At 57.0% G+C, this 12007-nt stretch carries 7 protein-coding genes and 6 pseudogenes; 3 read left to right on the top strand and 10 right to left on the bottom strand.

Annotated elements, in window-relative coordinates; all coding sequences use genetic code 11:
- Positions 1-13: 13 nt before the first annotated feature.
- The 3 genes and pseudogenes from ACFXS9_RS20015 to ACFXS9_RS20005 all read left to right on the top strand — a co-directional run.
- Positions 14-190, top strand: a pseudogene (locus ACFXS9_RS20015) (hypothetical protein); the annotation flags it as partial.
- Between the two features lie 316 nt (positions 191-506).
- A pseudogene (locus ACFXS9_RS20010) lies at positions 507-844 on the top strand (DNA -binding domain-containing protein).
- Between the two features lie 576 nt (positions 845-1420).
- Entirely contained in the window at positions 1421-1588 is a 168-nt protein-coding gene (locus ACFXS9_RS20005; RefSeq protein ID WP_156434167.1) for a hypothetical protein, read from the top strand.
- A 316-nt stretch (positions 1589-1904) separates the two neighbouring features.
- On the opposite strand, the gene ACFXS9_RS20000 is transcribed toward ACFXS9_RS20005, so the two are convergent.
- From ACFXS9_RS20000 to ACFXS9_RS19955, 10 genes and pseudogenes are all read right to left on the bottom strand, one after another.
- A complete protein-coding gene (locus tag ACFXS9_RS20000) occupies positions 1905-2072 on the bottom strand; it encodes a hypothetical protein (RefSeq protein ID WP_156438685.1) in 168 nt (55 codons plus the stop codon).
- Positions 2073-2491: 419 nt separating this feature from the next.
- Positions 2492-2752 carry a hypothetical protein gene (locus ACFXS9_RS19995; RefSeq protein WP_392691399.1) on the bottom strand — a complete coding sequence of 87 codons (261 nt, stop codon included), beginning with the start codon at positions 2750-2752 and terminating at the stop codon, positions 2492-2494.
- 777 nt (positions 2753-3529) lie between these two features.
- Positions 3530-3982, bottom strand: a pseudogene (locus ACFXS9_RS19990) (PLP-dependent transferase).
- A gap of 118 nt (positions 3983-4100) precedes the next feature.
- Positions 4101-4232, bottom strand: a pseudogene (locus ACFXS9_RS19985) (methionine gamma-lyase); the annotation flags it as partial.
- A 655-nt stretch (positions 4233-4887) separates the two neighbouring features.
- Positions 4888-5313, bottom strand: a complete 426-nt coding sequence (locus ACFXS9_RS19980; protein WP_392691396.1) for a hypothetical protein — start codon at positions 5311-5313, stop codon at positions 4888-4890.
- A 185-nt stretch (positions 5314-5498) separates the two neighbouring features.
- Positions 5499-6427, bottom strand: a pseudogene (locus ACFXS9_RS19975) (LLM class flavin-dependent oxidoreductase).
- Positions 6415-7364, bottom strand: a pseudogene (locus tag ACFXS9_RS19970) (pyridoxal phosphate-dependent aminotransferase); the annotation flags it as partial. The pseudogenes ACFXS9_RS19970 and ACFXS9_RS19975, both read right to left, overlap by 13 nt.
- Before the next feature lie 481 nt (positions 7365-7845).
- Positions 7846-8952: a branched-chain amino acid ABC transporter substrate-binding protein gene (locus tag ACFXS9_RS19965; protein WP_392691394.1), complete on the bottom strand. Its 1107-nt coding sequence runs from the start codon at positions 8950-8952 to the stop codon at positions 7846-7848.
- A 1257-nt stretch (positions 8953-10209) separates the two neighbouring features.
- Positions 10210-10917, bottom strand: a complete 708-nt coding sequence (locus ACFXS9_RS19960) for a MerR family transcriptional regulator (protein WP_392691391.1) — start codon at positions 10915-10917, stop codon at positions 10210-10212.
- Positions 10918-11062: 145 nt separating this feature from the next.
- Entirely contained in the window at positions 11063-11272 is a 210-nt protein-coding gene (locus ACFXS9_RS19955) for a hypothetical protein (protein WP_082637899.1), read from the bottom strand.
- Positions 11273-12007 lie beyond the last annotated feature (735 nt).

Below are 12007 nucleotides of genomic sequence, written 5' to 3'. Positions count from 1 at the left end.
GGGGTACTCTGTCGTGTTCGGCGAGCCCACCGTCGGCGACGCCGTGCTGGATCGTATTGTCCACAACGCTTATCGGATCGAGCTCGACGGCCCGTCTATGCGCAAGCTCAAAGCCGACGAGGAACGGCTGGCGCCGGCCGCGGCCACACCGCCAGCCAACGGCAAGCCGCCCACGGGAGCAAAAATATGAAGCGCATCGCCAGCCCACCGGCCGCCCCCGTGGGTCAACAGGGATCTCCCGCGCGCGCTGCTGCGTCAGCCGTGGGAGCACTCCGCAGCGCGCGCGGGTCCCTCCTGTCGACTACGGGGACGGCCTCCACCGCGCTTGACGTCGAGCCAAAACACTGAGATCAGAAAATGCACCTGACGGCACCATCACACTGGTCGCGATCGATCGGAATGGGTGGTCACAATCCGTCGTAGCGGGTGGTCGCGATCGTCGGAATACGCAGAGAAGCCCACACACAGGGGACGAAATTCGAGCAACGGAGTTGTTGGTAACACCCATGAAGACCCCGCCACTCGATCCTGATGTCGCCGATTCAGCTCCGGATGATCCGGTGCTCACGGGCTACGATGAACAGCATCTCGTGACGTATTGGCGACTTCTCGATGCCGAGACCGATGGCGCCGACTGGAAAGAGGTGGCTCGGATGGTCTTGCTATCGATCCAGATCGCGAGCCGGCGCGCGCTCGCAATGCGTTTGATAGTCACTTGGCGCGAGCAAAATGGATGGCTGATCATGGTTACCGCGATTTGCTGCGCGCGGCGGCGCGACCAAATAGCAAGAATTGTCGATTAGAATTCGCAATTGAGAATGGATTTCTCCCACTGACAACGTGATCGCCTGTACGCATCACGCAATGCACAATTGGTGGCTTCCCCAACAACCAAAGGCTTCATAGACATTTCGCAATCGCCTTACGGCAGGGGATCAGAGCAATGTCGGAGTTCGACTGGCGTGCCGGGCGCGTATCAGCACGCCATAAAGTCAGGGGAGGTGGCGGATTTCGCCTGGGAGGCGGTCCGCCGAAGGCCCAACCATCGAAATGCCTACCGGGACGCTCGCTCGAAGGGCGGGCAAGTTTCCGAATTGGGCGTCTGCTTTCGCTTATGAGCGGGCTCGGTAACGTAAATGAAAGAGGCCGCTAACCGAGGAGCCCTTACTGTCGTGAAGTCGCAAGCGCACTTTGCTTGAATTCAGAGTGGCTGGCGACCGTCGCTGATGTTGGCAGGGCAACGACAACTCGATAAGTTGTGAAGACCTGAACGATGGCAACAACCTACAACAGACCGAGACGCAACTCTCTCACCTCGGCCGTGGTCCCGCTAGACACGCCGGGATGGTCAATGTGCCCATTCATCGGGTCTCTACAATCGTTTCGGAAACCCTGGTCGATCGCAGCACAGGCGTCGGTGATGATCATCTCGTTCGCGGGTCCCAGCGGTGCTGTGTCGGTCGCGCGCCAGCTCGGCCTCGAGCAACTCGTTGAGTTTACTACAGTACGCCTCCTGCAGCTTGGCAAGCGCAATGCATTTGCGGGCATACACTGCTGCCATCTGTCGAAGCTCCGCCTCGATTTATGAAACCTTGTCCATGATTTGCCTATTGTCGTCTTTTAGGTTGATGTACGGCTATACCGCGCAACCGTGTCAGCGGCCACCGCGCTTCTCGGCACGTAGCTTGCCCCGGCGAAATGCGAGAGAGCACCCCCTCGGGGCTAACGTGACGGATCTCCGCGACCCGCTGAATACTGCTATAATCCTCATCGAGAGGTGGCGGCGCCTTAATGCCGCTCGCTGCGAGCAGCATTCGAAAGCGAAGCTAGCTCCGCCACCACGATCTCGAGCTTTCGCGCGATGCCCTCGATCTTGGGCGAGTGCTGGTGCTGCGGGGACCGCGTCATGACGTCCCCGCTTGCGGGATGATCCGCATCCTGAACTCCAGCGTCAGGTCGCGAATCTCGAGCAGCACGTCGGGATTAGCGTCAATTACCGCGCAAGCGTACGCGAAGCGCTCCTCGGCGAGGGCAAGGGCCTCAGCACCTGAAACGGCCGCAGGGATACTCATCGCCAGTGCGCCTCATGCTTCGCGATATAGTCGAGAATTCTCGCTCTCGCCAAAAGAAGATCCTCATCGAGCAATGCGTGCATCGCGCCTCGAACGCAAGGGGAAATCGAATTGTCAGTATCGATCATTTCCGAAAGTTCTGAAATACACGATCGATCCTCGCGATCGAATCGCCTGCCGTGATCATTCGCTGCTCAGACACGTTGATCCTCCTTCTCGTCGTCAGTAGTGGTTGGATTGGCATTCCTGAGTTCTTCGGCGAGCCGAACGGGATCGTGTGAACGTTTGTTCAGCGCTCGAACATCATCGCGGCGCGCTTCGACGTAACGCCGGATCCCGTTGCAATTATCGATGGGATCGCAAGATGTCTACTTGAGCACGCCGCAGATCTCCTTGAGGATTGCGCAGTGTTGCTTAATCTAGTGGCTTGTCGGCGCCGACATTAAGCGCTCTTCGGATCGGGCGATGAGCAGATCCTGTGAGGCGGGGCTCGTCTCTTCTTCGCGCTTCTGCGCCTTGACGCGCTTTAACAGGTCGGAAACAGATTCGCCGAGCAGGTAGCGTCCATTCCGCTCGCGTTTGAAGTAGCGGTCGGTGACGAGCTTTATTAAGCCCGGATTTGCTGTCTCTTGCGATGCCCGCAGAGTCTCCCGACGAAACGAGCTATTTGTAACGTCCATTTAGGTTTCGAGTCCCTGGTTGAGATGCAAATGCAGCCGAAGAGTGTCGCGTCTAAAACATTCAGACGATGCGGTGGCGCGAGGCTCGCGCGCGATTTGATCTTATGCCAAAACGCTGCAATGTATGTAAGAGTTGCCGATACCGAGCGCTGGGTAAAATAAAGGCGCCACTGTCAGTGGTGCAGCCGCGTCCACATGAGCTTGCGAATTTCCCGCTCTGCTCGCGCGAAGTTGCCGATGTTGAAGTGAGTGCGCCGATACGCAGCAGCGCGTTCCGCTCGCGACCCCATGATGCGGGGTCTCTCGCGCTTGTACATCTCGTCGCGTGCTTGGCCGAGTGCGCCGCGCACGGCATGTCGGAGTTCCCCTTTGATTCGAGGGAATGTGGTTGCGGTGGGCCGAAAGCTAGTTAGCAGTTGCAGCGCGCGAGCCTTGATCTCCTCAAAATACGGACTAACGCGCACTTACGGTTCTCCTTTAGCGATGATGCTGCTGCATCTATGCTCCTGATAGCCCGGTTAATGGCATCGATATGGCAATCAGACCTCTGTGGATGAAAAGAGCAGTCGCGCTGGCAGCTTGCCCATCACGCATTCTGCGCAGCGCAGCTCAGGGTTGCTCGGAGGTCACAAGCACGTCGTCAAAGTGATTACGGGACCGAGGTGTCGAGTTGGCAACAAGCCCCGCGGGACAGCATTTATGGGCGCCTGGCGGGCCGGTCCCAGCAGCCGCACGCCTGCAGCTATGCCTCGGTCAACGCGTGCGCGATATATGCAATTAGGTCCGACGCATGTTCGATGCCGATCGATAGCCGGATGGTGGAGTCGAGGACGCCGATTTTTCCCGAATGTGAGTCGTAACACCTGAGTGCGTCATGCTTGCGGGTAGGCTGGCAAGCGACTCGGTACCGCCCAGGCTCACTGCCAGCTTGAAGAGTTTCAGCGCGTTCCGAAATTTGTATGCGGCGGCTTCTCCGTCGACAGTATCGAACGAAAATGTGGAACCTGTGCCAGTGCATTGCTTCGCGAATAGCCGGCCCGCGGCCCGTCTGCCTCGTGGTGAGCGAGGCCACTTTTTCGTAGTCGCGCAGGTATTGCGCTACGAGATGCGCATTTCTATCGGCTTTTCCATGCGAAGGCTCAGTGTTTCGAGCGAGCGGCTGATCATCCAGCAGGAATGCGGGTCCAGTTGGGTGCGGGTGGCGCCTCGCGGCGCTTTGACGTCCTTCATGAGGGCTCTTGACCCGAGCGCAGCGCCAGCGATCAGGTCTGAATGACCGCGACATAATGGTCAGTGAATACAAAGTGAAATCCGCACCATGTTCGATCGGTCGCAGGAACACTGGCCCTAGCAATGTGTTATCGCACGCGACGATTGGCGTGTGCCCCTGGGCGCGGCCGGGCATCTCTGCGACGCGGCGGACCATCGCAATATCGACCAGCCCATCGGTTGGGTTTGCCAGAGTTTCGATGAATATCATTGGAACCCTGCCTTTGTGTATCGCGTCCCCTGTCGCCAGCATGACTCCGGTCTCGTCGAGGCCGTCGGCAAAGCCGACGGCACCGAATCGAAAGGCCCGCAAGCGTCTTCACAAGCAACGCTTCCGGTGCACCGTAGAGTGGGTTGAGAGTGCAGAATCACGTCGCCAGGGCTTGCCGAACGCGAGGATCGTCGTCGCAATCACCGCCATGCCGGATGGTGCGCAATTCTCTATGCGCTCGTAGACGGAAATCCCGTCCTCGACAATTTCGCTGTTGGGGTGATTGAACCGCGAATAAACCAGGCCTGCGTCCCATTCCCTCGGGAGGCTCGCGCCGATCTGAGACGAAATCGAAAGTCCATCCCGTCTTCTCGGCAGTCCGGAAAACGAAGGTCGAGGTCAGAAAGACCGGCGGTTTAGCCGCTCCTTGCGATAATTGTGGATCGTAGCCGTAGTTCAGCATCTGCGTATCGGACGCAGCTTGTGATTGCCTATATGGGTATTCAACGAAAAATGCTTCATCATGGCCTACCTAAGCTTCGTTCTATAGATCCAAATCCTTGCCCTGCAGCTAGTTGCCTTCCACGGCAGTGGGGCGAATTCCGCAACTTGTTGCGCGATATGCTGGAACATTGTCAGCGCAGGCTCTAACAAGTCAACGCTGTTTCACCAGACTCCACTTCTTGATCACCGCCTCGCTCATCTGCTCAGCGTCGGCACAGGCGATTTCATCGACCTTCACCGAGATCCTCTTGCCGACTAGTGGCTTCAGCTGACGGGCGTGCGCTTCGCCAGTTGTGAGCAGCTCAAACATTACCGGTCCGGTCTCTAGCTTGCACAGCGCGTGCGGCTCGGGCAGCCGGCGCGGCGCGGAGATGATATGGTAGGCGACCTTTTTGCCGTGCTTGGCATCGCGTATGCGAAACGCGTAGAGCTCGCCTGACAACACGTCGCCGGTGTTGATCGGCGCGCCCCCGTTCAGCCCCGCGTACGCAGGCTCCTCCGCGCCGGCGGCTCCAGGAAAGCTCGCCATCAGAATCAATGCAAGGGCAAAGCCCATGGCGAATCGGCCTTTCGTCATTAGTCAGTCCTCCGTAGGTGTGATTAGAAAAGCGTGAGCTGCGGCAACAGCGCACCTCGTCGACCCATGGATGTCATGGTGAGCAAACAGGAGCTGCTGATCGTGAGCGCATGCTGCCCGCCGACTATACGGGAAGGGTCTAGGAGCGCTGCCAAACGTTTGATGTCTAAAGCCGGACGGGCAAATCATTGTCGGCCAAGTCCAGCCATGATTTCGGATTGGATTGCGGTTGCGGTGCACAGGGAAGCATCTAATGGCAGATTGCCAAATGCGAGTTGACAAAGAAGGTAATTCGCACCTGCCTCTTCCAGCTGATTTAGGAGAACTTGTCGCACAGAAGCTGGCGTTCCGACGACGCACAATTCGCTCTCGATTGCCGCATCGAAGGTCAGCGGAAGGTGAGGTGGTGTAGGGATGGCATTGAGCTCGTAAAGGAACTTAAAGCGCTCGAGCCATTGTGCGTAAGCAGATGCCGCGAGCGAATAGGCATCTATCTCCGAACGCGCAATCACGACCATGCGAAGCAATCCAAGAAATGGCATTTGATCGTGAGCCTCGCCGTTGGGCTCTCGATGAGCGCGGAAGGCATCAGTAACTTTGCGTACAGCAGAGGAGGGGCCTACGCACGCGAGATTTGCGCCATTGGCAGCTGCCCAAGCTGCGGACTCGGGTCGATTTGTCGCAATCCATGTCGGGGGCCTTGGACGCTGATAAGTTTTTACCGTCAACGGAACGCTGTTTAGCTCAAAATGTTGGCCTTGATAGGATAGCATGCCGCCTTTCATAGCGCTGATAAGGATTTCGCTTGCTTCTTCATAACGGCTTGGCGCCGCGTCAGCGCTGATGCCGTAGTAGCCCAATTCAAGCGGAAGAGAGCCGCGTCCGATACCCACCTCAAGCCGGCCACCGCTCAAGTGATCGAGCGTACAGATCTCTTCAAATGCACGCAGGGGATGATAGAGGTTAAGCAGCATCACCAATGGCCCGATACGAAGTTGCCGTGTGCGCTGTGCGACGCTCGACAAGAACAAATTTGGCGATGGACTCTCCCATGCGGCGTACAGTGGTGTTCTGCCACGTGATATGCAAAGAAGCCGAGTCGGCCTGCCACCATTCACCGTCGTGTCCCGCAGGCACACGCGCTAGCAAGAAGTTTGCGTGGGAGGGCGTTAGAGAAAATCCAAGTTGCGACAGTGCGGTCGCAACCCGCTGTGTTTCATGCCTGATGTGCCTATGGTTCTCTTCATAGACGGCGCGATGCGCAAGAATGCTGATGCCGACCGCGTGCCCGATTACATTCATGTTGAAGACGTTCTGGATGTTACGAAGCCTTCCAATAAGCTGCGGGTGGCCGAACCCGAAGCCGACGCGAATGCCAGCGGCGGCATAGCTTTTCGAAAGTGTTCTTAAGAGCAGAAGATTCGGATAACGGCTGAGGAGCCGCAGGCCATTATCAGGCGCAAAATCGACATGCGCTTCGTCCAACACGACGAGGCGGTCCGATTGTGCCAGGAGGCGTTCGATATCGGCTATAGGGATGAACGTTCCGGTCGGATTGTTCGGATTCGCCAACAGAATGAACTTGGCATCTTTTGCTGGCCCAAAGAGCAATTGCTCTATCGGCAACGACTGAGGTTCGTTACATCTGATTTCAAGCAGTTGAGCACCCTGTAACATAGCAAGTTTGCGATTGAATGAAAAACCTGGCGACAGCATTGCGCCGCTGTCGCCCGGGGCGAGAAATGCTCTGTAGATGAGCCCGAGAAGCTCAGATGATCCATTGCCGGCAATCACATGATCGATCGCGACGCCGTAGATATTAGCGGCTGCTTCCCTCAGGCTAATGTTGTCATCTTCTGGATACAGATACTGCCGCTCAAGCGCCGCAATTGCACTTTGCCATACGATTGTTGGCAACGGAAATGGGTTCTCATTCCTGTTTAGTTTGACGTAATTAGCGGCCGGCGCAGGCCGGCCGGACGGCAGAGCATCTAACTGTTTCGCTGCCTGCGAAAGAGAAGAGACACATTTTGCAATTTGGCATCGGACATAGGTTTCTCCCGTTGAACCACCGAGGGCGCTTGCAGTTGTCAGCATGCCGGTCAGTCAGTCCGGTAGACGGCCTGAGGACAGAGTTTGAGTGTTTGTTGCGACAGCGAGGACGGCCGGCATCCAAAGTGCAGCAATCAGCCGCCTCGGTCACGGATTGGCATTGCCGTCATTTCTAAGTTGGCGGCAATATCACTCTGCGTTGGTCCAGGTACCAAATATTGGTCCCGGAACGAGTCGTTCTCAGATCGCACAGTGGAAGTTCGGCAAAGAGCTAAGCAAAGGTAACGCAGCGACATCGGCCGAGCTGTGCCGTTGGGCATAAACTCTTCCGTTGGCGCATCGGCGTCATAGGATAGCTCCACGAGCAGTACTGCGAGCGCGAGAACCGACCCGAGTAGCACGTCATATCCGAAATTGCGTTTCATCATTTCCATTACTTCGCTGAATATCTAGGATCGTGTGCGGTCACAACGATGAGTTCTACTCGACGGTCTCGACAATGTTGTTATGCCACCGGTATACGACGAAGCCGGGAGCTGCATTGTCTCCTTTGGTATCGAACCGGACCGGCCCGATTACTGTTTGGGTTGGCTGCGAACGAAGCGCAGCTGCTACTCGCGGACCGTCGAAGGTACCGGCCCGCTTTACCGCGTCCGCCCATGCCTGGACGGCGGCATAGGCGTAGAGCGTGTAGCCTCCCGCTGATAGGTTGGAAGACTTGAGCCTAGCTACGGCGTCCGCGGCTTGAGCATTCTTGGTGGAGTCGGGCATGAAGGTGAACAGTGTGCCGTTTGCTGCTTCGCCCGCGATCGCCGAAAAGTCGCTGGTCATCAACGGATCGTTCGCCATGACGGTGAGACCTGCGCCTGCTTCTGCGGCTTGACGCACAATCAAGCCGATCTCGTTGTAATAGCCGCCGATATAGGCGATCTGGATTCCGTCTCTTTTCATTCTTGAGACCAGGGCCGTGTAGTCCTTTTCGCCGGCCACATAGCTTTGCCGAATGACCTTTTCGCCCGCTTCCTGAAGGCGTGACTCAACGACGTCGGCAATGCCCTTGCCGGCGGTACTCTTGTCGTCAAGGACGGCAATCTTCTTGTTCGGATAATGTCGCAAGATGTATTCGGCCGCCACGAGTCCTTGTTGGTCGTCGCGGCCGCAGATCCGAAACACCGTCTTGAGACCGCGCTCTGTTAGCTGAGGATTCGTTGAGCCAGGTGAAATCTGAATAAGTGCCGCTTCGGCGTAAACGTCGGAAGCGGGGATAGAGGAAGACGAACAAAAGTGGCCAACGACCAACTTGACTTGATCCATCGTCAGCCGATTGGCAACTGCGACGGCCTGCTTGGGATCGCACGCGTCATCGGCGACGCTCAATATGACCTTGATACCGGGAAGTAGGCCCGAGGCATTTAACGCATCGACAGCCGCAGTAGCACCGTCGCGCATCTGTACGCCAAGCGCAGCAGTGCTTCCGGTCATCGGGCCGACCACGGCGATATTAACGTCGGCAGCTGGCGCGGTCGAAGCCAAAGCAAAAGAGAGGAATGCTGCACTTGCAGCTGCAGTGATCTGAAAAATTGGCACTTAGAGCTCCGGATGTTCGCTTGAGTTTGCTAACAGCTTGCCGTTCCTGCCCATGCGAGGGCATCGCTTGGTTACGAGATAACGCCAGCTTTGGATGCCTCAAGGCAGCGCGTAAGCCGCGGCTGGCCGATGCCTCCGGACCTGCCGTGGCAGAGCGAAACAACCGTTGCGGTCCCGCTATAGGAAAGATGTGGCGATAAGCAGTGAGATACACGCCGAACGCTGGCAATCTCGGCATTTCATCACGTCCGACGCGCTCCTGACGCTGCAGTCGATCGAACACAGCAAACGGTTCGCATGTCCATCCCCGCGGCGGCGTTACGTATATGGAGTCTGCGGGTTCGTCGCCCGTATTCCATACTTTGTGAGGACCGGCGCCTGAGACGTCACATACCGAACTCGGACCGAGCTCCCGTTCCTGTCCGGCAACGGCGACGTGAATACATCCCGCCCTGATCTCTAGTTGGTCGTCCTGTTTTAGCTGCAAGTATGGCGGCGGCGGCACCCCATCCGGCGTATAGAGCACTTTGACAATCAGCTCCTTGCGGAAGTGCTCGAGCCTTCTGACCGTCTCGTGGGGCGTGAGCCTAACAGCTTGAGACATTCGTAATCCTTAACTTAACCTTCGGAGCAGCAACCGACGTGCCAACGACATGATGTCGAGTCGAATTGGGTTGCAGCGAAGCGAGATCCGCGAAGTTTGCGATCCTTATCCGTGAGTGAGAGATAGATAAATCCGTCTTGTTCGGTTGGTCGGACAAAGCCTCTCCTTGCGAGAAGCGCGACTACGTCGTAACGAACGCTGCGTCAGCATCCAGCACACCCGCGATCACCCCGACCGGCACGGCTCGCTCTGATCAAGCACTTGCAAGGCCACCAAGATCATCCACTGCGTCCCGAATGCCGAAGCTCTTGCCCAGAAACTCTGAACGTACTGCAGGCCATGCGATCCTCCCGGCTAGGCGGAGTTGTCCCTAGGTCGTATTGCCAGGGACCGTGGCCACCTACATTAGATCGTACAATCTGACGCCACGTACGATTCAAGCCCTTCGGTGGCTCGTCTCATAAATGTGTCCAAAGTCATGTCTCGATGAAGGAGCGGCGCTGCAAAACTTAGAGAAGAGCGCCACGAGTCCTTAGCCATCTGACGCAAACCACAACCGGCGCGTCCCTAGCGCTAAAAAACTCATATCATTCTCATCTAGATGGATAACACAGCAGGTGTGCACGCATTATGCGCGGCAGGTTCAGCGCAGTTCATCCGTTCAAGGCGGCAAGTGCGAGGTCGAGATATTGCATTAGGCAGGGATCCCAGCCAGCCATACTGCGTGGCGCGCTCAATCGCGCAAGAACTTTCAGTATCATTGAAACGCTCGAATCAGCTCCTGCGATTTCTGTGATCAGCAAGCGCGCTTTAAGCGCCACAGCATTTGCCCGGTCGCTGCAGGGATGCTCGCCCCGATCCACACAATCGCGCAGCTCGTCGCGGATCTTCCGCCACTGCTCCTCTCGATCTGAGTCCATGACGCATGTGCATGGGAGCGGCTGAGGGCGTTCTTCCTCAACCCGCGACATTGCATCCAGAGTGGCAGGTAGCTCATCTACACTGACGTGCAATTCACTATCCGTCGTGATGTTGCGCACACGATCTCGCAACAAGGTTGCACGCGCGACTTGAAGTTCAATTCTCCCCAAATGATTGCGCAATAGGTCAGTAAGCGAGATTCTGCCCTCTATCGCTCTACGGATCTCGTCAAGCGAGAAGTCAAGCTCACGTAGCGCTCGGATTTGATGTACCCGTTTGAGGCCTTCGTGGTCGTACATGCGGTGACCGCCGTCGGTGCGCTCCGACGCACGTAATAAGCCGGTGTGCTCATAATGATGCAGAGTGCGTACCGTTACCCCGGTCGCCTCTGCAAGCTCGCCAATGCGCCATCGACGCCTTCGTGGTGTAGGTTTTGTCATGGTTCTCTAATTTCAAGCCTACAACCTGACGTCGCGTGAGATTCAAGCTATTTCAACGGTCTACCTGAAAACGGCTTCGTTTCAGGCGCCAGCTAGGCGGCTCTTCTGGCGCCAGCAAGGTTGCTGTGCTCAGAGAGTCGCCTGATCAAGCGGCAGAAGCAATGGCGCCCATCAAGTTCATCAGGGACGCCAAGTGGGCCTCACCGGCTGCTGCACGTTCGAGAACAAGCGTGGCGATTGCCGTTCGATTTTCAGGAGTTCGCATCGAAGCCGGTAACGCCGCGACTGCTTCATCAAAAAGCCTTCCCAAGACCGAGAGGTCTTCCGGATCGTAGACACCACTGTGTTGCTGCAACGTTCGGCTCCGTGATTAACGCTAGGGCGGCCGCACGTGGCTAAGACGTTTGGCCAAAAGAAGACAGAACGCCGGCGTACAGCGACGAAGGTGCGGTATACGTTGAAGTGATGCTGTTGCGCAACACAGTCGCGCTTTGCTTCGTCTCAAGGCCGCGCAGGCGATATCGACTAGCTTTTCTCGGAACTGCGAGCACCGCAGTGCCTATGTGCAGCCGAACTGGCGGGGCGAAGAAGAGGATTCTCACATTCGGTGCGCCGCTATTCTGAGCCATGGCTGCAAGAAAGCGCCGAGCCGATACGAGCAACGATCGGCAGCCAATGCTGATCCAACAACCATAGCCCAGCATTTTCTCAGCTTGGGTCCCGCTGCCTCGATATCTATCGCAAAGTGGTGGCCGCTCTTTGATCCCGTTCACAACGGATCGCACCACGGTAGATGAGACTTGGCGCGAAGGGGTAGGTGATCGGGCTGTCCGACATGCTCGCTCGCCCGCGCCTGGTATACAAAATGACAGACACGCAGACGGCAATGCCTTCCAAATTAGTCGATGCCAGTGCGCTGAGGGCATCTGGGCCGATTCGCTAGTCCCACCCTCCAGGCAAATGTCGAGTTCTGCTGTTATCAGCGCGCTTGAGAGTTCGTTGCGCAATTTGGGTTGCTAGGAGCGCGTGGCTTGCCTTCGCAGATCAGTCCTGCAACCACTTCGATTTGCAGATGATGCGCTGCTTGAGG

The sequence above is a fragment of the Bradyrhizobium sp. RDI18 genome, assembly GCF_043203335.1.
GTDB lineage: Bacteria > Pseudomonadota > Alphaproteobacteria > Rhizobiales > Xanthobacteraceae > Bradyrhizobium > Bradyrhizobium retamae.
The sequence above is the reverse complement of the archived record's forward strand: the minus strand, read 5'-3'. Positions and strand labels throughout refer to the sequence as shown.